22 protein-coding genes and 3 pseudogenes are annotated in these 20,664 nt (G+C 50.5%); 9 read left to right on the top strand and 16 right to left on the bottom strand.

Annotation, left to right across the window (positions count from 1 at the left end):
• From NSB25_RS22085 to NSB25_RS22030, 13 genes and pseudogenes are all read right to left on the bottom strand, one after another.
• Window positions 1–199 (bottom strand): annotated as a pseudogene (locus NSB25_RS22085) (VirD4-like conjugal transfer protein, CD1115 family); the annotation flags it as partial.
• Between the two features lie 85 nt (window positions 200–284).
• A complete protein-coding gene (locus NSB25_RS22080) occupies window positions 285–2,186 on the bottom strand; it encodes an AAA family ATPase (protein WP_002592865.1) in 1,902 nt (633 codons plus the stop codon).
• 15 nt (window positions 2,187–2,201) lie between these two features.
• Window positions 2,202–3,293 carry a MobA/MobL family protein gene (locus NSB25_RS22075; protein ID WP_334293797.1) on the bottom strand — a complete coding sequence of 364 codons (1,092 nt, stop codon included), beginning with the start codon at window positions 3,291–3,293 and terminating at the stop codon, window positions 2,202–2,204.
• 119 nt (window positions 3,294–3,412) lie between these two features.
• Window positions 3,413–3,685, bottom strand: a pseudogene (locus NSB25_RS29765) (MobA/MobL family protein); the annotation flags it as partial.
• A gap of 270 nt (window positions 3,686–3,955) precedes the next feature.
• The gene (locus tag NSB25_RS22070) at window positions 3,956–4,252 is read right to left on the bottom strand and encodes a DUF3847 domain-containing protein (RefSeq protein WP_002592867.1); all 297 of its coding nucleotides are present in this window, start codon (window positions 4,250–4,252) and stop codon (window positions 3,956–3,958) included.
• A gap of 131 nt (window positions 4,253–4,383) precedes the next feature.
• The gene (locus tag NSB25_RS22065; protein WP_002584969.1) at window positions 4,384–5,217 is read right to left on the bottom strand and encodes a methyltransferase domain-containing protein; all 834 of its coding nucleotides are present in this window, start codon (window positions 5,215–5,217) and stop codon (window positions 4,384–4,386) included.
• Window positions 5,218–5,402: 185 nt separating this feature from the next.
• Window positions 5,403–5,699 carry a hypothetical protein gene (locus NSB25_RS22060; protein ID WP_002592868.1) on the bottom strand — a complete coding sequence of 99 codons (297 nt, stop codon included), beginning with the start codon at window positions 5,697–5,699 and terminating at the stop codon, window positions 5,403–5,405.
• 134 nt (window positions 5,700–5,833) lie between these two features.
• Window positions 5,834–6,025 (bottom strand): transposon-encoded TnpW family protein, encoded by a 192-nt coding sequence (locus NSB25_RS22055; RefSeq protein ID WP_002592869.1) that lies wholly within the window; start codon window positions 6,023–6,025, stop codon window positions 5,834–5,836.
• A 78-nt stretch (window positions 6,026–6,103) separates the two neighbouring features.
• Window positions 6,104–7,954 carry a recombinase family protein gene (locus NSB25_RS22050; protein ID WP_002592870.1) on the bottom strand — a complete coding sequence of 617 codons (1,851 nt, stop codon included), beginning with the start codon at window positions 7,952–7,954 and terminating at the stop codon, window positions 6,104–6,106.
• 55 nt (window positions 7,955–8,009) lie between these two features.
• Window positions 8,010–8,306 (bottom strand): annotated as a pseudogene (locus NSB25_RS22045) (VirD4-like conjugal transfer protein, CD1115 family); the annotation flags it as partial.
• Window positions 8,303–8,779, bottom strand: a complete 477-nt coding sequence (locus NSB25_RS22040; RefSeq protein WP_103241349.1) for a PcfB family protein — start codon at window positions 8,777–8,779, stop codon at window positions 8,303–8,305. The pseudogene NSB25_RS22045 and the gene NSB25_RS22040, both read right to left, overlap by 4 nt.
• 41 nt (window positions 8,780–8,820) lie before the next feature.
• A complete protein-coding gene (locus NSB25_RS22035; RefSeq protein ID WP_103241348.1) occupies window positions 8,821–9,048 on the bottom strand; it encodes a DUF5348 domain-containing protein in 228 nt (75 codons plus the stop codon).
• A gap of 30 nt (window positions 9,049–9,078) precedes the next feature.
• Window positions 9,079–10,080, bottom strand: a complete 1,002-nt coding sequence (locus NSB25_RS22030; RefSeq protein ID WP_103241347.1) for a DUF6017 domain-containing protein — start codon at window positions 10,078–10,080, stop codon at window positions 9,079–9,081.
• A gap of 469 nt (window positions 10,081–10,549) precedes the next feature.
• Between NSB25_RS22030 and NSB25_RS22025 the strand changes: the two genes are divergently transcribed.
• Both NSB25_RS22025 and NSB25_RS22020 read left to right on the top strand, forming a co-directional pair.
• Window positions 10,550–11,272, top strand: coding sequence for an ABC transporter ATP-binding protein (locus NSB25_RS22025; RefSeq protein WP_103241346.1), 723 nt, complete (start codon window positions 10,550–10,552; stop codon window positions 11,270–11,272).
• A complete protein-coding gene (locus tag NSB25_RS22020; protein WP_103241345.1) occupies window positions 11,256–12,827 on the top strand; it encodes a hypothetical protein in 1,572 nt (523 codons plus the stop codon). The genes NSB25_RS22025 and NSB25_RS22020 overlap by 17 nt, the downstream gene beginning before the upstream one ends.
• Before the next feature lie 175 nt (window positions 12,828–13,002).
• Here the strand turns inward: NSB25_RS22020 and NSB25_RS22015 are convergent, their stop codons facing one another.
• Window positions 13,003–13,731 (bottom strand): NAD-dependent protein deacylase, encoded by a 729-nt coding sequence (locus NSB25_RS22015; protein WP_103241375.1) that lies wholly within the window; start codon window positions 13,729–13,731, stop codon window positions 13,003–13,005.
• A 606-nt stretch (window positions 13,732–14,337) separates the two neighbouring features.
• Between NSB25_RS22015 and NSB25_RS22010 the strand changes: the two genes are divergently transcribed.
• A complete protein-coding gene (locus tag NSB25_RS22010; RefSeq protein WP_103241343.1) occupies window positions 14,338–15,177 on the top strand; it encodes a YdcF family protein in 840 nt (279 codons plus the stop codon).
• 146 nt (window positions 15,178–15,323) lie between these two features.
• Window positions 15,324–15,497: a DUF951 domain-containing protein gene (locus tag NSB25_RS22005; RefSeq protein WP_103241342.1), complete on the top strand. Its 174-nt coding sequence runs from the start codon at window positions 15,324–15,326 to the stop codon at window positions 15,495–15,497.
• Here NSB25_RS22005 and NSB25_RS22000 read toward each other — a convergent pair.
• Together NSB25_RS22000 and NSB25_RS21995 are read right to left on the bottom strand one after the other, a co-directional pair.
• Window positions 15,481–16,347 carry a 4Fe-4S binding protein gene (locus NSB25_RS22000; protein ID WP_103241374.1) on the bottom strand — a complete coding sequence of 289 codons (867 nt, stop codon included), beginning with the start codon at window positions 16,345–16,347 and terminating at the stop codon, window positions 15,481–15,483. The two genes, NSB25_RS22005 and NSB25_RS22000, sit on opposite strands and share 17 nt — an antisense overlap.
• Window positions 16,340–16,492, bottom strand: coding sequence for a CD1871A family CXXC motif-containing protein (locus tag NSB25_RS21995; protein ID WP_172455224.1), 153 nt, complete (start codon window positions 16,490–16,492; stop codon window positions 16,340–16,342). The genes NSB25_RS22000 and NSB25_RS21995 overlap by 8 nt, the downstream gene beginning before the upstream one ends.
• A gap of 277 nt (window positions 16,493–16,769) precedes the next feature.
• On the opposite strand from NSB25_RS21995, the gene rpsF reads away from it, so the two are divergent.
• The 5 genes from rpsF (at window position 16,770) to rplI (ending at window position 20,652) form a co-directional block, all read left to right on the top strand.
• A complete protein-coding gene (gene rpsF, locus NSB25_RS21990; protein ID WP_103241340.1) occupies window positions 16,770–17,060 on the top strand; it encodes a 30S ribosomal protein S6 in 291 nt (96 codons plus the stop codon).
• 21 nt (window positions 17,061–17,081) lie between these two features.
• Entirely contained in the window at window positions 17,082–17,558 is a 477-nt protein-coding gene (locus NSB25_RS21985) for a single-stranded DNA-binding protein (protein ID WP_103241339.1), read from the top strand.
• 30 nt (window positions 17,559–17,588) lie between these two features.
• Window positions 17,589–17,852, top strand: coding sequence for a 30S ribosomal protein S18 (gene rpsR / locus NSB25_RS21980; protein ID WP_103241338.1), 264 nt, complete (start codon window positions 17,589–17,591; stop codon window positions 17,850–17,852).
• Window positions 17,853–18,007: 155 nt separating this feature from the next.
• A complete protein-coding gene (locus NSB25_RS21975; RefSeq protein WP_103241337.1) occupies window positions 18,008–20,065 on the top strand; it encodes a DHH family phosphoesterase in 2,058 nt (685 codons plus the stop codon).
• Between the two features lie 140 nt (window positions 20,066–20,205).
• Window positions 20,206–20,652, top strand: a complete 447-nt coding sequence (gene rplI / locus NSB25_RS21970) for a 50S ribosomal protein L9 (RefSeq protein WP_103241336.1) — start codon at window positions 20,206–20,208, stop codon at window positions 20,650–20,652.
• The last annotated feature ends 12 nt before the right edge of the window (window positions 20,653–20,664 follow it).

Below are 20,664 nucleotides of genomic sequence, written 5' to 3'. Positions count from 1 at the left end.
TGAGCGACGGTTTCACAAAGAACCGGGTCTTGCCGCTGCCGGAACCGCCGATTACAAGGATATTTTTGTTTCTTGCGTATTTCGGCTGCTTCGGGCGGCTGTTCATGGTGAGCCGTTCCGTCTGCGTAAGCGGGATATTGTTCTCAAATACCGGGTCTATGTACGGCTTTATGTCCTCTGCCGTTCCCCATGAAGCGTTTTGTCAAGTGCTTTTTTGAGTTATTGACGCAAATTCTTGTGAAAGTGCGAAAGTGCAAAGTGCAAAGGGTCTGCGTTTTGCACTTTCAGCTTGCGGGTTCGGGCGGCTGCTTCTTCTTGATGAAGTTATACCATTGACCGCCGACACGCCTTGCGCCCAAAATGCTGCCCATGTTGCGCTTGGCGTTCTGTACCGTCCTCTCGGATATTCCGGCTTCGGCTGCGGCCTTTACAATGTCCTCGCTGGCAAGCTCTTTCCCGTCTGCAAGCAGGTCAAGTATCAGCTTCTCGGCTTGTTCGGTCTTGGTGGCGGTGTTCCCGCCCGCGCCGGATAGCAGCTCGTCGGCGGTTATGTCGTATTCGCCTATCCATGAAAAGCCTGTTTCCGGGTCAAGGCAAAAGGCAACGGGCTTGCCCTCCGGCGCCAGGGAAGATTTGTCATGGACGATAACACGCACATTCGGCTCCCGCTTCACGCGCCCGATCAGCAGGACGCTCCTTGCTGCGGCGCGGAAGTCGATAGAACCTAAGCCCCGGTATGCGCTCTGCCCTCCGGCAGCTTTGTTCAAGTGTCCGATAAGGATAACGGCGCACCCGGTACGCTCGGCAACATCGGCAAGACGGCGGAACATGGGGCGCACTTCGTTTGCCCGGTTCATGTCGGTCTTTTCGCCCATGTACGCCTGTATTGGGTCAAGGATAATCAACCGCGCCCCGTTCTGCGTGATTGCCTTTTCTATGCGCTCGTCGGAGAGGGTAAGCTCCCGCTTGGCTTCATCAATCACAAGCACGCGGTCAAGGTCGGCTTCGGCTTCTATCAAGCGGGGCTTGACGGTATCGCCCAGCCCGTCCTCGGCGGTCTGGTAAATCACTTGGAATGGCGGCAGGGGCTTCATTCCCGGCAGCGTTCCCCCGGTGGTGCAGGCAGCGGCAAGGCGTAGGGCAAAGGTGGTCTTGCCCTCGCCGGGGTTGCCTTGCACAATGGTTACTTTCCCGAAAGGGATATACGGCTCCCATAGCCATTCAACGGTCTGCGTGTCAACCTCGCTCATGCGGATAATCTCGACGGTTTCTTCCTGCGGCGGCTCTTTCAGGCCGTAAACTGCTTCCTGGATATACTTCCCGTCTGTGATTTCTGCCCGGTGCTGCAATACCTCGTTCCAGTCCTTAAACAGCGGCACAAGGCGGTGGACGGTCAAGCCCTCCGGCACAAGCTCCGCAAGGCGGCTACAAGCGTCGTTTCCGGCTTGGTCGCTGTCAAGGCAGAGGTAAACGGTCTTGATGTTCGGACGGTCAGAAAGGAAACGCAATAGGGCTTTTTCTCCCACGCCGCCCAATGACAAATAGCTCTGCTTCTGCCATTCCTTTTTGAACAGGCAGAGGAAAGAGAGCAGGTCAACGGGGGCTTCAAAGGCAAAAAGCCTGTCGCCCTCGCCCCGGTAACAGAAATTAAAGGCTTTGTCGCTGCCTTTCACATCGAGCCGGAAGTTTCCCGCCGTTCCCTTGCTGTGGGCGTAGCGCGGTATTCCGTCCTCGTCCCGCCCCACAAATACGGCGTTGTGGTGGGCTGCGTCCTCGTAAATATCGCCGCGGGCAAAGAAAAAGCCCGTCACATCTTCATCAATGCGGCGGGCTGCTGTGAGGTAGTTCCTCGCTGTTCGGTTGTCGCTGTTTGGGGGTGGTAGCCGGAAGTCGGAAAGGGACGCGGGGCAAGGTCTGTCCGGCGGCGGTGCGGCTCCCTTTTCTCCTGTGAGAAGTTCCACGGCTTCGGTGAAGCTCTTGCCGAAAAACTCTATAACAAAATCAACGGGGCCGCCGCCCTTGCTCTGGCTGTGCCTGTACCATTTGTTTCCCCGGACGGTCAAGCTGTCGTGCCGTTTCCAGCGGTATTCATTCCCGGCGCGGGTAAGCTGCTCGCCCTGTGATTGCAGGAAAGAAACAAGGTCGGCTTGATTCGCCCGGTCTATCTGTTCTTGGGTGTAGTACAAAAATCTCAACTCCATTCATCGTTCTAAGTCGTGCCGCTTGGCGCGGGTCTGCTCCGGCTGGTCGGCTTTCAGTGCAATATCAACGCACTTGCGGATATTGTGCAGCTCGGCAACCTCGGCGCGGGTTTCTTTCAGCTTGGTATATTCCGCTGTTCTCTGCCCGCTGAGAGTGGCGTACTCTTTTTCCCATTCAGAGATAGGCAAGGTCTTTGTCCCTTTCGGCAGATTTGCATGGAGATAGCGGCTCGCTGCGTTCCATAGCGTAAGCTCGGCGCGGTGGGCTTCCTCGTACTTGTCACGCTTGCTCGTCCAGCCATTTTTCAGCTTTTTCAGCTCGTCGTGAATGGGCTTGTACTCGGTGTAGTTCTTCCCGTATTCAATCAATTTCTGCAATTCTTTCATGCGCTTCTCGGCGGTTTTCATGCCCTCCCGGATAGCGTCGGCTTGGTCGCTGACAGAGGAAAGGGCAGCGTCCAGCTCCGCAAGGGTAGAAATACCATGCTCGGAAAGATAGTTGACCGCCTTTGCAACGGTTTTCAGTTCATCGGCGGCGTGCTGCCTTTGCCAACTCTGCGAATACTTCCGGCTCTTTTCTCTCTGAACGCTTAAATACTTCATCAGCAGATTTGCAAGGCCGGGGGATTGCGGGGGCTGCTCCGGGGCGGTTTCCCGCGCCTTGAACAGTTCGCCAATCCATTCTTTGAGCTTTCCAATCTGCGCCCTGATTTCCCGGATAAGGCGGTTTGCCTTTCGGATATTCCGGTTCAGCTCGCCTTTCTCGGTGGCTATGCCTTTCTTCTCCATTTGACAGGCCGCTACGCCCATGTGGACGGTGGGCAGCTCGTCAATGCCGCGCTCGGCGTTGCTGCGGTAGTCGATACGCTCCGGGTGTCCGGCGCGTTCAAGGTAGGCGTTTGAAATATCCGCCCATGCCTTGCGCCATAAAAGCGCGTTGCCCTTGTCGTTCCAGCCTGTGAGGTCAACTTTGTGTGTCTTGTATCTGCCGCTTGGTAAGCGTATGCGCTCGCCGTTCTCGTCAAGGTCATATTCCTTTTTGGACTTCGCCGCCCATGCGCCGCGCTCGTCAAGGGGGCGCATGGTAAGCATGATATGACAATGGGGGTTGCCGCTGTCGGTGTCGTGAATGGCAAAATGACAAAATCAAAATCAACGCACATTCCTCTTGAAACAAATTGAGAGGAACAGTATTCACGGACAAGCCGGATCTGTTCCTCTCTGGATAATTCTATGGGGAGTGCTGCGTCAATCTCTCTGGCAAGCTGGGCGTTCCCGGCTTTCTCGTAAAGCTCCACGCTGTTCCACAAGGTTGAACGGTCAGAGAAAGAGGGCGGGGCATGGGGCGGCAGTAGGATTTCCGTATGGACAACGCCGCGCTTGCGGGTGTAGTCATGGGTCATTCCGTCCCACTCGTTTGTGATTTTCTCGCCGCTTCGATAGGCGGCTGCGGCAACGGCTGACTTGCCTTTTCCTCGGCTCACAATGCCGATGTTACAATGGTAAATGGCTATGGGTATCACCTCCCGGATAGGATAACCAAACCCGCAAAAATGGTACAGACGCCAACGGCGGGTGTACTGTTTTTGTGGGTGTGCAGGGATAGCCGCGTAAGCGGCGCAAGGGGTGCAGCCCCTTGTTGCGGCAAAGCCGCCATATCGGAGCGCGGGGAAAGTTCCCTGTGCGGAGATACGCCCTCGGCAGAGCGCACACGCCCGCAAGGGTGTATAAGTGCGCCCTTTGTTCCAAAGGGATTATTCGCTTTTCCCGCCCTCGGTGCGTTTTTTCAGATAAGCCCGCGCTTCCTCGCTCGTCAGGGCAAGCCGGAGAAAGGCGGCGGCTTCCTCATCGGTCATGGTCTTGGCTTCCGGCACAATGCTCTCAAAGACTGCGCCTCGGACGACCAGCCGGTGGCTGCGCGTCCGGCGTTCCTCTTGGGATAACTTTTGCCGCAACACCTTTTCCCGATTTTCAAGCTGCCGGATTTTCTTCTTCCCGTCCTCAATCTCGGCTTGCAATTCCTCGCGTTTTTTTTCTCTCGGTTTCGTCATGGGTGGTCACTCCTTTCTACCTGTCGGCATAGAAAAAGGACAGTCGATTTCCTCGGCTGTCCTTTTGATTAGGGTGTTTGGTTTACTCCGTTCTGCTCAATAAATGGGAATATTAAATATCAATACGCCCTTTAATACATTCCTATTAAAACATCAGCTTCGATTGTCAAATGTGTGAGAGTACGCCAATCAACGCAATCTTTTTCAACGCAAAAGAGAAGCGGCGTCATTTCAATAAACGACATTCTTTGTTCTGATGACAACTGTACGGTGGCTGAAACCGTTTCTCTTGAAATGGTTTTAAGATATTTCTCAAAATATTCAACGACAGACTCATTTGAATAATCTGGATTTTTCAAGTGTGCTTGCACTTTAGTCCTGATTTCCCTCAAATGATTTTTCGTAGGAATTACTTTCACAACATATCCGTTAGGAGATAGCAATCGCTGAAATTCTTTGTAGTGTGCAGGCGAAAATATGTCTAAAATACAATCCATACTTCCGTCTTTCAAAGGGATTTTTGATAAGTCAGTAACAAACCACTTCACTGCTTTGCGCTTGTCTTTTTTTGATGCAATCTGTATTGCCTCCCTTGACAAGTCAAAGGCAAAGATGTTTCGTTCTGTTCTTTGCTGTATCTGCCTTGCATAGAAACCCTCGCCGCAACCAACATCTAAAATGTTTCTTATAGATGGCGTATCAGAAATAAACTGTATGATTTTCTCCAACACAACATCATACATGCCATACTCCAAAATTTGGTGCCGGTTGTCAAAAGACCGCTTGCTGTAGTTGGTTTTGGGCGATGATTTTAACAACAAATTTACATACCCATATCTTGAAATATCAAAGCAATGTCCATGTCTACAAATTAGGCTATTGCCTTGTATATCCATTGATTTTGTGCAAATTGGGCATTGAAAATAAACCTTGCTGTCTGCAAAGCGTGATAAATTATTATTCATTTGTTTTTCCTCCGTAATTACATCTCTGCTTCAATAAGCGAGTTATGCAATACGGATAACCGCAACATAACTCGCGGTTTTATCTTAATCTCATAAATGTAACCATTGTGTTGTCCTCCAATCAATTCCGCAGTATTACTCTGCTTTTAGAAAAAGTATAGCACAAAACTATGAACATTTCAACTCTATTTCAGCCTGTCGGCGACGTTGCTCTCTCTGGCATACCGCCGCGCCGCTTCCCGCCGTTCCTCGCTGTATGGGGCGGTCAGACGGAAAGAGAAGCGGCCTTTCTCAATGTCAAACTCCATGCAGCCCGTTTCCGGGTCTGCGTCAGTCTGCTGGCAGATCGCCGGATAACGGCGGCTGTATGCAAGCAGACGCTTTTTCAAGGCGGTGTTGTGGGTGCGGATATGGATAAGGGGGTCTTTCTCGTCAAACCAAATATCGGTGGTCTTTTCCTGCTTGGTAAGCCCTGTTCTCATGCAAACTCCTTTCTGTGCCCCTGTTACGCAATAGGGGCATTTTTCGGGTGTTTTCTCCGGCTCTTGACTTGGAGAAAACGGCGTTTTTGACGATAAAAACCGCCCGGACGTGGAATGTATCGTCGGGGCGGCTGTTATCGCAAGATTTCCGATTTTTCCGGCTCTTGACCGTCAGACGCAGATAAACACGAACTGTCGGCAAGTATCGTCTTGAGCAGCTTGTCGCGGAATGTTTCTGTGCTGCTGTGATTGAAAAATAACTCCGCAACAATAGTCTGCCCGTTTCTCTGCGTCGTGATGATACTGTCGGGGGTCTGTTCTGCCATAGGCAGCTCCTTTCTCCGGGCACAAAAGAGGGACTTCCCGTAGCCGGAAAATCCCTCTTGGTTGTCGGTTATTCTGTTTTACTGTGCGGGCTGTGCGGCGGCGGTCTGCGCCTTTCTCCTTGCCCGGTATTCCCGCGCCTTGATACGCTCATACTCCCGCTGCTTTTCAAGGTTTCGCGCCCGGTACTCCCTTGAATACTTCCGGTGGTAGGCGCGGCTCTTTTCCTTTTTGGCTTCTTCGATTTCTTCCCGCATTTGCCGGATTTCCTGCTCTGTCGGCTCTGCAAGCTGCGTTACTTCGTTCTCAAATCTGCCGATATAGTTGAAATATATGCTGATGTGCTGGATTGCGTATCTCGCCCTTTTCTGGTCGCGCTCATGCACTTCAATCCTGCTGATAAACTCGTTGAGAATGGCGGGGGTGAGGTCAGTAAAGGCGGCATGGCGTTCCGTCAGCTTCAAAAACTTCTGCGCCCGTCCTCCCGCGTTCTCATAAGCGGATAGCTGCTCTTGGAGTATGGAAAGCTCCGTTTTCAATGCGTAGTATTCTTCTGAATACTTCTGCGACATTTGCTCGTAGCGGTCTTGCGGGATAGTGCCGAGGGCGTTGTCCTCATAGAGCTTGTTCAGCACCTTGTCGATCTGTTCAAGGCGCGTCGTGATTTGTGGGATACGCTTCTGCTGCTTTTTGGTCTGGTCGGTCTGCTGCATGGCAAGGTTCTTTTTCACTAAGGCTTCAAACTCCGCCCGGTTGCTGATAGAATAGTCCTCGATTTTCTTCAGCACTTCCGCGACGGTCTGCATGAGCAAGTCCGCGTCAATGATGTGCGGGGAATGGCATTTGGGGTTTTTGGCTTTTCCCTTGTGGTACTCGCTGCAATAGGCAACGTGCCGCTTGCCGCCGTTTCTGTAATCTATGCGGATGTGCATTTTTGCGCCGCAATCCTTACAGAAAAGCAAGCCCGACAAAGGGTGGATTTCCCCGTCCCCGTTGGGGCGTCTGACGGGCGCGTTTTCCAAAATCCGCTGTGCGGTTTCAAAGTCGGCGCGGTCAATAATCGGCTCATGCACATTTTCGGTTATCTGCCATTGGCTCCGGTCTACATAGTGGTTCCGCTTGTCCCGGAAATGCTTTGTAGTCTTGAAGTTGACTACATCGCCGCAATACTCCTGCCGTGTAAGGATATGGGTCAAAGTGGCTTTGTTCCACTTGTAACGGTTATCCTCATTGAGCGCCCTGTTTTTGCACGTTCCCCGCCCGCGCTCTTTCATGTAGAATGTGGGCGTTGGGATTTGCGCCTGCGTCAGATATACGGCGATTTGGTTGCGGTTTTTCCCGTCCAGAAACAGGCGAAAAATCAAACGGACAACTCCGGCGGCTTCCTCGTCGATTATCCAAAAATCCTTGTTGTCCGGGGATTTGACATAGCCATAGAGAGCTTCGGTGGCAATCGGCTTTCCACTCATGCCCTTCGTCTTAATGCCGGTCTTTACTTTCTTGCTGATGTCCTTTGCGTACCACTCCGACATGATGTTGATAAAGGGCGCAAACTCCAATGTGTCGGGCTTCTCGCTGTCTATCCCGTTGTTGACCGCGATAAAGCGCACATTGTTCCGTCTGAATATCTCCATAGCGTTGCCGACTTGGAGATAGTCGCGCCCCCAGCGGGTCATGTCTTTCATAATACACACGCCGATTTTACCGTTTTCTACGTCCTCTATCATGCGGGAGTAGGCGGAGCGGTCGAAAAATCTGCCGCTTTCATCGTCGTCAATGTAGTGCCGGATATTCGTCAATTTTAGCTGTCTGGCGTAGCTTTCCAAAAACTTCTTCTGGTTCTGTATGGAGTTGCTTTCGCCGCCGTCCCTGTCCTCGTCGCCTACGGAAAGGCGGGAGTAAAGGGCTGTGATTTTGTTGTAATCATTCATGTGCATATCCTCCTGTGCGTCCATGTAGAGTTCTTTACACTTAAGATTATGCACTCCAGCGGGCAGAGCCGTATTCAATGCCCTTGCGGTACTTCTTTGCGTTTTTGCCTTTCATATAGACCGCAAGCCGGATAATGACAGCCCCGGCAAAGCCGATCAGTAAGTCGGCGGGGTGGAAGCTGGGGGCAGCGGAAGCAAAGGCGGCGGTGAATCCCTCCCCAAGATGTAAAACCTTTGCGCCCATGTCTGCGCCGGGGGACAGCCGGACAGCCGCGCCTGCCTTGTCAATCAGGTACACAAAGAGCAGATAAGGGGCGTTTAGGATAAGCAGCTTCTTGATCTCCGGCTTCATAGCGATACCTCCCTGTCCTTGTGTTTGGTCTGCTGGCGGCTGGCGTTCAGCTCCTTTGCCTTTTCCCGGAAAGCAGCTAAAGCCTTTCGGATAGAGGGCTTTTTGTCCTGCGTCAGCTTCTTTGCGGAAAACTCCTTGAAAGCGGCGGTCAGCGCGTCCGCGTCCCTGCCCTTGAAGAATACAAGGTAGCGGGGCGGGGTTTCTGTCGCGTCCTTTTTCAGCGCAAAGTCGATACCGTACTTTTTCGCGGTACTCTGAAACGCCTTGATATTGTCCTTTGTGATCTCAATGTTGGAAACGCCTGTGTTCTGCTTCATAAGCTGCTTTAAGGTCTGTTTCCCGTGGGGCTGTTTGCCGATCTGCTTCTTTGTCTGCGCAAGTACGGATTTCATAGCCTTTTGCAGCACTTCGGCGGTCAGCTTCCCGGTCTTGATATACAGGGCAACGGTTTTTTCGTTGATCTCGTCCTGCATGGTGTCGCGTCCTCCTTTCGCGTCAGTCTATGGGGCGGCGGTCAGATACGCACCCGCAGCCCGTTAAGGTCGTCGGCTCTGATACCGACTAAATACCATTCCTGTTTCATGTTCATTTCAATGCGGGTGGGCTTCCACTTGCCGCGTGTGAACACGTCGAAACACTCCCCGCAATGCAGCCCGCCGTAGTAGCTGGCAAGGTCAAAACGAATGTCGTAGCGGTCTGTGCGCTCGTCAAATACCAATGCTCCCGTCATTTTCTGTGCCATAATAAAATCCTCCTTTTGTGGTTGTGGCAGTTAAAGGCTTTCGCCCTCGCTGCATGAATAATAGTCCGGGTCGCCGTACTGTGGCTTCTTCGGTGACAGTGCGCCGCTTGCCATGTCGTGCGCCACAAGGGACGTGTAATAGTTCCCAATCGTGGACGGGGCATTGAAAAGGGCTGCTTTCAGATATTGCTTGATGTTGCGGATTTTGGTGGTGTTCTCCCGCATACAGTCCAGCACAAAGCGGATATGCTCACCGTCCAGCTTCATAAACTTTGCTTTCACCAGCTCTGCCGGGTAGTCGTCCCCGGCAACGCGGATTGTCTTTCTCCGGGTGCATACGGTTTCAAGCATGAGGTCAACAATCTCATTAAGCCTGTCCCCGTCAAACTTCATATCCTGCATGAGAATGTCATAGTCGATATTGTCCTTGATGATCTCCCGGTAAATCTCAAAAGCTGTCTGCGGTTCCGTTTCCTTTCGTTTCCGTTCCGGCGGCGTAGCCGCTTCCCCGTCAGAGGGAGAGGGGTTAGGGGAAAGGATAGGAATGGAATGGGTACTTTGTTCATCAGTAATTATTTTTTCTTTTTTTGGTAAGTCAGTCTTTTGTATATCTTTATTTAATTGCATTGGATTTTCCGTCGTCGGTTTACCCGGTGTCGGATTTTCCAATATCGGGTTGCCCGGTGTTGGATTTTCCAATATCGGTTTATCCAATCCCGGCGGGTTGTCGTCCGGCGGCTGGGGCTGCTCGTAAATGGTGTATTCAATGGCGGTCATTTTGCCTTTCTCGTCGCGTCCTTGCTGCCGTTTGATATATCCGGCTTTTTCAAGCTCCCATACGGCGGTGCGGATAGCGTCGATACTTTCCCGGTTGATCTGTGACAGCCCCGCAAGGGTGTAGTCCCAATCTTCGGGAAGTGACAGCATTTGTGATAACAGCCCCTTTGCCTTTAGTGTCAGCTCCTTGTTGCGTAAGTGGTGGTTGCTCATAACTGTATAGCCCTTGTTGCGCTCCACTCGGAAAACTGCCATAGCTTCATCACTCCTTTGGTTGTGGATTTGTTACGCGATAGAACGGCATTTTGCCGGGGTTAGGTATAAATCCCTGTCCCAGCTTAAAACGCGCCCGCAAAGCCGCTTGTAGCAAGGCTCTTTCTGCCCCTAATGCGTAACATGAGGGCATAAAAAAAGCGGCGTTCCTGTTCTCCCTGTTATGGGATAGAGAAACGCCGCGTCTGCGTCGTATTCAGTTTTCATTTATTCTTTCTCAATGCTGTGTGCTGGTGTTTGGGCTTGCAGGGTTCCGGGCGGCATATCAAGGCTCTTTCCCTCAAAAGTAGTAAATTGGTAGTAAATTCAGCTTGAAATCCTGCGTGTATGCCCGTAAATCAAGGCTTTTTTGAGATAATCAACCATTTTATCGTAAAATATCTTGCAAAATATGAATTAAAATGATATCATAATAATATCAATAAGATTTAATGGCAGAGGAGGAGAAGACATGCTGGAGGTAAAGCATCTGACGAAAACCTATAAGGGCGGTAAGACTGCGGTGGCAGATCTGTCGCTTCGCGTGCATCCGGGGGATATCTATGGGTTCATCGGCCATAACGGAGCGGGGAAGACTACTACCATTAAAAGTATCGTGGGAATCCATGATTTTGACAGCGGAGAAATTCTGATAGACGGGAAGAGTGTGCGGACGCAGTCCCTGGCCTGTAAAAAGGTGACGGCCTATATCCCGGACAATCCGGATATCTATGAATATCTGACCGGGATTCAGTATCTGAATTTTCTGGCGGACATCTGGCAGGTATCCGCTGCGGAGCGGGAGGAGCGCATCCGCGCAGAGGCCGAAGATTTCGGAATCTATTCGGTTCTGGGAGATCTGGTCTCCACTTATTCCCATGGAATGCGGCAGAAGCTGGCCATCATCGGGGCGCTGATTCATGAGCCGAAGCTGCTGGTTCTGGATGAGCCTTTCGTGGGGCTTGACCCGGAGGCTTCTCTGCTGCTGAAGGGGAAAATGCGTGCTTTATGTGAAAAGGGAAGCGCCATTTTCTTCTCCACTCATGTGCTGGAGGTGGCGGAGAAGCTCTGCAACCGCATTGCTGTGATTTCAGACGGCAGGCTGATTGTGGAGGGAGATACCGGAGAGCTGACCAGGGATAAGTCTCTGGAGGATGTGTTTATGGAGGTGACTCATCATGACGAGACAAATTAGGCTGTTGACGAAGCTTTCCCTGTATGGGATGTTCGGACTCAATGAATTTCGTCATACCAAAGATGCCCGGAAGAAGAGAAGATACTATCTGTTCGGAATTTTGTGGGTGTTCCTGATTGTCATGCTGGCGGGCTATGTATGCGCTCTGAGCTATGGACTCATTACCATGGGGCTGGGAAAGCTTGTGCCGGCGGTGCTGTCGGTGAGTGTCTCCCTGCTGATATTTTTCTTTACCCTATTCAAGGCGGGGCCGGTACTTTTTGACAGGAAGGCCTATGAAAAGCAGATCGCTGTGCCGGTTACAGTCAGAGCGATTATTGTCAGCCGGTTTCTGTCCATGTACATCACAAGTATGCTGCTGGGTTTTCTGGTGCTTCTGCCGGGAATGGCAGTGTGCGGATTGATGGAGAATCCGGGGGTGATATTCTGGATCTATGGCATTGCGGCGGGCATTTTTCTGCCTCTTCTGCCGCTGACTCTGGCTTCCATAATGGGTGCCCTGATTGCAGGGATCAGCAGCAGATGGAAGCGGAAGAATCTGATTTCCATTGTGCTGACAATTGGTTTTGTGTGCGTGATTATGATTGGAAGTATGCGTATGAGCGCCATGGAAGAGAGTGAACTGATGGGTATGATGGAGCAGATGGCAGGACAGATGGAAGGGCAGATTCGCAGCATGTATCCGCCGGCTATATGGATTGCAGATGCCATGGGAAAGGGAGAGGCGGTAAAGCTTTTGCTGTTCCTGGCAGTGTCGCTGGGGAGCTTTCTCCTGTTCCTGGAAATCCTCCGACACTTTTACGTGAATATCTGTATGCTGTTGGGGGCCAGGGAGACGAAAGGCAATTACCGGATGCGGGTACTTCAGAGAAAGTCAGTGCTTCGGACTATGGTGGAACGGGAGCTTCGACATTATTTTTCTTCCACCATTTATGCGACGAATACGCTGATGGGGGAGATTCTGATGCTGATCCTGGCCATAGCCGTGTTGGCGACTGGTCCGGAAACCGTGGAAGCCATGCTGGGACTTCCCGGGGTGGTAAGCAGAATATTGCCGCTTCTCGTGGGATTCCTTCCGGCAATGATACCGCTGACAGCCTGCTCCATTTCCATGGAGGGAAAGCAGTGGTGGATGCTGCAGACGCTGCCTGTGACGGAAAAAGATGTGATTCGAAGCAAGGTGGTGACGAAGCTCCTGGTGTCCCTTCCCTTTTACCTGGTTTCGGAAGCGCTGCTTTTCATAGCACTTCGACCGGCAGATGTGGACGCCCTATGCCTGCTGGCAGTTCCGGCGGTTTACATTGTCTTCGGCGCAAGGGCAGGCCTGGCGGTCAACAGCAGATTTCCTGTCTTTGACTGGGAAAATGAAGTGCGGGTGGTCAAGCAGAGCGCATCCACAATGCTGACCATGCTGGTGTGCCTGGTGTCGGTACTGGTTCCCGCCGCGGTACTGCTTGTCTGTCCGGATATTCCGGCGGCTGCGGTGTATGCGGTGACAGCAGTCCTGCTGGCCGCCGCCGTATGGGGGATGGACCGGAAGGCGGCGCTGCCATGACAGGTGTTGTCAGTACCGTATAGCCGCCTGCAGTACTATGTGGGACCTGAAATCTGCATAATATCGTCCGAAGGTGCCCGGCAGGAGGCAATGGAGGAGTACCCTTCCGGCTGCTGAAATCTTCATGATGTCAACCGGAAGGTGTCGGTAACAGGAATAATGATACGCAGAACGCCTACAGCTGCGCGAAAACCTCTCCGATGGGCGCCTGAATCAGAAGGTCTGCGTGGGTGTCCCGGGGAGTGGGGGCTTTATTGATCACTGCCAGCTTAGCGCCGCTGAAATAGTCGATGAGACCGGCGGCGGGATATACTGCCAGAGAAGTGCCGCCAATGAGGAGTACTTCCGCATCATGAATAAAGTGCACCGCATCGTTTATGGTTTTCTGATTCAGCCCTTCTTCATAGAGAACCACATCCGGCTTTACGGAGCCCCCGCATTTCTCACATACAGGAACGCCTGTGCTGTTCCGGATAAAGTCCAGACCATAAAACCGGCCGCACTTTTCACAGTAATTGCGCAGGACGGAGCCGTGCAGCTCCAGGACGGTGCGGCTGCCGGCCGCCTGATGGAGACCGTCGATATTCTGGGTAATGACAGCCCGCAGCTTCCCGGCCTTTTCCAGTTCCGCCAGCTTCAGGTGAGCGGCGTTGGGCCTGGCGTCCGGGAAAAGCATTTTATTGCGGTAAAAGCGGTAAAATTCCTCCGGATTGCGGCGATAGAAGGTGTGGCTCAGAATCGTCTCCGGCGGATAATCATACTGCTGATGATACAGCCCGTCCACACTGCGGAAGTCCGGAATCCCGCTTTCCGTGGACACGCCCGCACCACCGAAAAATACAATGTTGTCGTATTTCTGAATGATTTCCTTTAATGCTTCAATGGCTTCCTGTGTTTTTTCCATAGCATGTTCCCTGCCTTTCCGGTAATTTTGTAACAATTCTTTTCTGTGGTACTGTCTATAGGTCTCTGCCGGTTTCCGAAAGTATATGTGCCGTGATAATGGTGTAGCTGTGGTATAATCATTCATTTAAAACACCTCTTGTGTTCAGAAAAACGTTCCTGTACATTCGTCTGACAGTCCTTCCGGCTTTCTGCCTGTATATCTGATTATAAAATATTTGCCTGTCACCTGCAATGATATTTCCGGGTTTATTTTTCTGATTCAGAAAATCTGAAGATTTTTTTAGATTTGGATGAATTGCAGACGCAGGGAAGGATATGGTATAATGATTCTGCATTCGCAGAATACAAGTCAGCATAAGCTGACTTGCCATCACTGTGTGATGCATTATACCTGGAAGTCCATGGCTTGAAAATCAAATGTCTCCTTCGGAGCCGCTTGATTTTCTGCGCACATGGTATAATGTGACCATATTCTTGGCAGGAAACGGCCGAATGGCCATCCATACCATGATTGGACTATAATCATGGTATAATATCTTATATTTTCGGGAAACAAGTGGTTATGGACAGAAACAGTGATTGACTCACAGATGGATAAAAGAGAATGAGAAGAGGTAAATTTCAACAACTGATTCCCCGGGAGCGGAGCAGGAGAATTATCCGCCTGGAGAAAAGGGGAAGGGGACAGAGAAAAAGATTTCCGGGCGCAGTAGTATTCTGTGTTCTGGGTATCAGCTGCCTTGCATATTGTGCGGGAATTGCCATTATGGGTTTCGGCACCTGGTTCTTCCTGATCTGGGGATGTCTGGGGCTTATGTGCCTGGCGCTCGCCGCAATTCTGCGCAGTGAACGGCTGATGGAGGCGATCCCCGGATGGATAAAGGGAATCTGCTGTGGTATCTTTCTGGTAGGGCTGCTTTTATTCTGTACAGTGGAAGGAATGATTCTTTCGCAGTATAACGCGCAGGCGAAGCCGGGTGCCGATTACTGTATCGTATTGGGGGCCCAGTGGAAGACAACGGGCCCCAGCGAGGTGCTGCGAAGGAGGCTGGACAAGGCTGCGGCTTACCTGACGGAGAACCCGGACACAAAGGTGATTGTCTCCGGTGGCCAGGGGAGTAATGAAATCATGTCGGAGGCCGCCGGGATGCGGGATTACCTGGTGGAAGCCGGGATTGCACAGGACCGGATTCTGTTGGAAGACAAGTCTTCCAACACCTATGAGAATCTGGTGTTCAGCGGAGCATTGCTGGATCCGGAGAATGCAGAAGTGGTCATTGTGACCAATAATTTTCATGTGTTCCGTGCGCTGGGCATCGCCAGAAAGCAGGGATATGCCAATGTGGAGGGACTGGCAGCCAGCTCGGTGCTGGGAATGGGGCCCAACAATCTGCTCAGAGAATTTCTGGGGGTGGTGAAGGATTTTCTGGTGGGAAATTTGTGAGGCGAAAATGTGCGGACTTCCTGTAGATGCGGCCCAAAGCGGGGGGGGGTAAAATGCTCTCTGGGAGCAGGCTTAGCCGGCGGCAGAGAAAAGGATTTATGATATAGATTTGCAGATCGAGTATTGTATTGCTGGAGGATAGAGAGATGGACATCAATGTTGGAGACATGGTGAGATTGAAAAAGCAGCATCCCTGCGGAAGCAAAGAGTGGGAGGTGCTGCGTTCCGGAGCGGATTTCCGCCTGAAATGTAAGGGCTGCGGGCATCAGATTATGATAGCCCGCAGACTTCTGGAGAAAAGTATTAAGGAGATTCTGTGATTTTTCCACAGGCTTTTTCCTTCTTTTTCAGGGTCCCGGATATGGCCCCTGTGGGACAGGCCCTGACACATGCACCGCAGCGGATACACTCCGGTGAATTGGGCTTTTTGCAGACATCTATGTCCATTTTGCAGTTTCCGGAGCATTTGCCGCATTTGATGCATTTTGATGAATCAATCTGATAGCGATACAGACTGACCGAATTGAAGAAAGAATAAAATGCACCCAGAGGGCAGAGATAACGGCAAAACGGCCGAAAGATTACAATGGAGGCAGCGATGACAAGAATCAGAATCAGCAGCTTCCATGAGAACAGAAAGCCCACGGCCGTGCGTAGGGATTTGTTCAGCAAAAGAAGAGGAAGACCGCCCTCCAGAGTACCTGCCGGGCAGATATACTTACAAAAATAAGGGGTGGAAAGTCCGAAACTGTCCACTGTCAAAATCGGCAGAAGTATTACAAATATAAGTAAAATAAAATACTTTACCCATTTCAGAATGGAGTTTATTTTTTTGGGTACCCGGATTTTCCTGAGGGGAATTTTATGAAGCAGTTCCTGGACAAGGCCGAAGGGACAGAGCCAGCCGCATACAAATCTCCCGGCAAGCAAGCCTGCGAAGACGAGAAAGCCCAGAACATACATGGAAATTCCGTATTTTGTGCTGCCCTCCACCGCCTGCATTGCGCCAATGGGGCAGGCGCCCAGCGCACCGGGGCAGGAATAGCAGTTCAATCCCGGCACACAGACATTTTTCAGCTTTCCCCTGTAAATCTTACCTTTCAGAAAGCCCTGCACATGGGCATTGGTGGTAAAAGCGAATAATGCCTGTACTGTTTTTCTCTTATCCAATTCCAATACACTCCAGACAGATGTTTACGGCCTTTCCCATAACGGTTTGTGCCTCGCCGTTAATCAGCCCGATGAGCATCAGCACAATGGCTGCTGTCATCAGAAAAATCTGAAGGAAAAATCTTTTATGTGCGGTTAATTTCATTGTTCCAGTTGTTCCAGCCTTTCTATTATATAATCCACAATGAGCCAGTTTTTCTGCGTCATTTTCTTTCGTATAGTATACGTTATATTTGAGGGAATGACAAGTATGTTTTAACAGTGGTGATATCTGTATGTGTCTGAACGGTTACGAAATATCACAAAAAGCGGAAAAAATACTTGTAATATCAGGAAATATATGTTATCATATTTACTCGTGATGAATTAAATTCCTTGCTCGCATGGAGTGCGGGCCAGAGACCAAAAGGAGGTAACAGAGCATGAACAAGTATGAGTTAGCCGTAGTCGTATCTGCTAAGATTGAAGATGAAGAGAGAGCTGCTGTCATTGACAAATGCAAAGCTCTTGTGGAAAGATTCGGCGGCGTCATCACGGAGGTGGACGAGTGGGGCAAGAAGAGACTTGCTTACGAAATCCAGAAGATGAAGGAAGCTTTCTATTATTTCATCAGATTTGACGCTGAAAGTACTGCTCCCATCGAGATTGAGAGCCGTATCCGCATTATGGACAACGTTGTCAGATATCTGATTGTCAGACAGGATGAGGCTTAATAAGAAAGCGAGAAACCAAATATGAATAAAGTAATTCTTATGGGACGTTTAACGAGAGACCCGGAGGTTAGATATTCTCAGGGAGCAAGTCAGACCGCAGTGGCGCGTTTTTCTGTGGCGGTGGACAGGCGTTTTAAGCGTGAAGGAGAACCGGACGCAGATTTTTTCAACTGTACCGCATTCGGTAAGCAGGCTGAATTTGTGGAGAGATATCTGCATAAGGGGATTAAAATCCTCCTCTCCGGCAGGGTTCAGAATGATAATTACACCAATAAGGACGGACAGATGGTGTACAGTGTCCGGGTGATGGTGGATGAGATTGAGTTTGCCGAGAGCAAGAATGCATCAGGTGGAAATGCCGGCGGTTTTGGGGGTGGCGGAAGCTATAATAACGGCGGCTTCTCCGGCGGTGGAAACAGTGCTCCGGCACCTGCCGGCGCGGGAGACGGATTTATGAATATCCCTGACGGCATTGACGAGGAATTACCGTTTAATTAAGTTTGACTATGTGTGATAGGAGGCATTGACATGGCTTATAATAAGGCAGAGAAACCCGACGGCCCGGTGAGAAAGAGGGGCGGAGTCCGCAGGAAGAGGAAAGTCTGTGTATTCTGCGGCAAGGATAATGTGATTGATTACAAGGATACCAACAAGCTGAAAAGGTATGTGTCCGAGAGAGGGAAGATTCTTCCCCGCCGCATTACCGGCAACTGTGCAAAGCATCAGAGAGCTCTGACGGCAGCGATTAAGAGAGCACGTCATGTGGCCCTTATGCCCTATGTGCAGGATTAAGAATGAAAGCGGCAAACCAACTGTTCGAAAGGACGGTTGGTTTTTTCTTTTCTACAAAACATTTCCTTATTAGACAAATTAAATTGTGGCATAGCACTGAAGAATATGATATAATGAATTTATTGTTCAATCTTAAAAGAAAATAAGGTACTCATATGAAGAAAAGGATAAAATTAAAGGGACATATTAAGACATATATACAATTCAGTATATATCTTGGCATACTGCTGTGTATTGTGGAGGTTGCCATGCTGATGATTGATACCCGCGCAGGACTTCTTCTGGCGGGATATATCATATTTTATTTCGCAATTACCCTGTCCCTGTACTTTTATAATAAACCGGTCATTATGAATGAACTTATAAGCTTTGCCACAGAGTACGGACAGATTCAGCGTGTGCTTCTGCGGGAACTGGACCTGCCGTATGCACTGCTGGATGACGGAGGAAGAGTGATATGGACCAATACAGCATTTGAGACAGTGATTCACCAGCCAAAGGGCTACAGGAAATCCATCACATCCCTTTTTCCCACCATTACCAGAGATCGCCTGCCGGATGCGGAAGAGGATGGTGTGGACGAAGCGCAATACGAGCTGGAGTATGAGGGAAATGAATATGTCGCGAAGTTCAGAAAGATTTCTCTGAGAGAAATGGCGGAACACAGCGATATCATCGACGCTGAAGGGTATAATGGTTACCTGATTGCGGTATATCTTTATGATGAGACTGCATTGCACATTGCCTTGCAGGAAGTAGATGATCAGAGTCTGGCTGTGGGTATGATTTATCTGGATAACTACGATGAGGCTCTGCAGGGAGTGGAAGAGGTTCGCCGTTCTCTGCTGATTGCGCTGATTGACAGAAAGGTAAATAAATATATATCGGCGTTTGACGGTATCTGTAAGAAGCTGGAGAAGGACAAGTATCTGGTGATTATGCGTAAGCGCGCCATTGCGCAGCTGCAGGAAGCCCGTTTTGATTTGCTGGAAGATGTGAAGACGGTAAATATCGGAAACGAGATGGCGGTGACAATCAGTATCGGTGTGGGGCTGGATGGACTGACCTACGCCCAGAACTATGAATTTTCCCGCAATGCCATAGATCTGGCGCTGGGGCGGGGCGGGGATCAGGCGGTAATCAAGACGCCGGAAAGCATTACATACTATGGAGGAAAGAGCCAGCAGGTGGAAAAAAATACCCGCGTGAAGGCTCGTGTGAAAGCACATGCCCTTCGGGAAATTATCACCGGCAAGGATCAGGTGCTGGTCATGGGACACAGAATGCCGGATGCGGACAGCTTCGGTGCCACAGTGGGAATTTATCGGATTGCGCAGACACTGGGACGCAAGGCCCATATCGTGCTGAATGAAGTGACCCCGGGAATACAGCCGATGGTTGAGCTTTTTCAGAACAGTCCGGGATATGAGGACGATATGATTATCGGGAACCAGCAGGCAATTGAGGCTGCGGGAAGCAACACCGTTCTGGTGGTGGTGGATGTGAATAAGCCTTCCATTACAGAGTGTCCGGAATTGCTGCGGTTCTGTAAATCTGTAGTGGTACTGGACCATCACAGACAGGGGACGGAGACTATCGAGAACGCCACGCTTTCCTATGTGGAACCTTATGCATCCTCATCCTGTGAGATGGTATCGGAGATACTGCAGTACACTTATGATAATATCAAAATCCGTTCGGAAGAAGCGGATTGTATGTATTCCGGCATCATGATTGATACCAACAATTTTATGACGAAGACAGGCGTGCGTACCTTTGAGGCGGCTGCATTTCTGCGGCGCAACGGAGCAGATGTGACACGTGTCCGGAAGCTGTTCCGGGAGGAGGCTGCCGAATATAAAGCCAAGGCGGATGCAGTCAGTCAGGCGGAGATTTACAGACAGTTTTTTGCCATTTCCATCTGTACGGCGGACGAGCTTCCCAGTCCTACCATTATCGGTGCACAGGCGGCCAACGAGCTGCTGAATATCAAGGGAATCAAGGCAAGCTTTGTATTGACTAATTACCAGGGGAAAATTTATATCAGTGCCCGTTCTATTGACGAGGTGAATGTGCAGATTATCATGGAGCGCATGGGCGGCGGCGGACATCTGAATATTGCGGCCTGCCAGATGGAGGGTGTGGGCATTATCGAAGCGATTGGCGTGTTGAAACGAACCGTTGACAGTATGCTGGAAAATCATGAAATATAGGAATGGGGCAGGAACCTGTCTGAACTTTTAAAGCAGCAGTTGCGTGGAAAACAGAAAAAGGTAAGTGCCGTTAAACAGAGGCACATAAGAGTGAGACCTGCGGAGAAGGAACCGGCGCGGGCAGGAAAGGATTCGGTAAGATGAAAATTATACTATTACAGGATGAAAAAAAACTGGGGAAAAAAGGGGATGTAATTGAAGTAAGTGAGGGCTATGCGAGAAATTATATCCTTCCGAAGAAGATAGGAACGGAAGCTACTGCGAAGAACATGAATGACCTCAAGCTGAAAAAGGCCAACGAGGACAAAGTTGCGCAGAAGCTGTTGGAGGAGGCCAGAGAGCTTGCCGCCAGGCTGGAGGAAAAAGCGGTTGTGGTAAAGATTAAGGCCGGGGAGGGTGGAAGAGCCTTTGGCTCGGTGTCCACAAAAGAAATTGCGGCGGCATACAAAGAGCAGCATAATCTGGAGATTGACAAGAAAAAAATTCAGTTATCTGAAAATCTGAAAAGCTTCGGCTCTTTTGAGGTGGTTGCCAAGCTTCATCCCCAGGTGGCTGCAAAGCTGACGGTGAAAGTGGCAGAGAGTTGAGAGGTCTGATGC

This window comes from Acetatifactor muris (assembly GCF_024623325.1).
GTDB lineage: Bacteria > Bacillota > Clostridia > Lachnospirales > Lachnospiraceae > Acetatifactor > Acetatifactor muris.
This window is presented reverse-complemented; position numbering and strand designations above follow the sequence as displayed.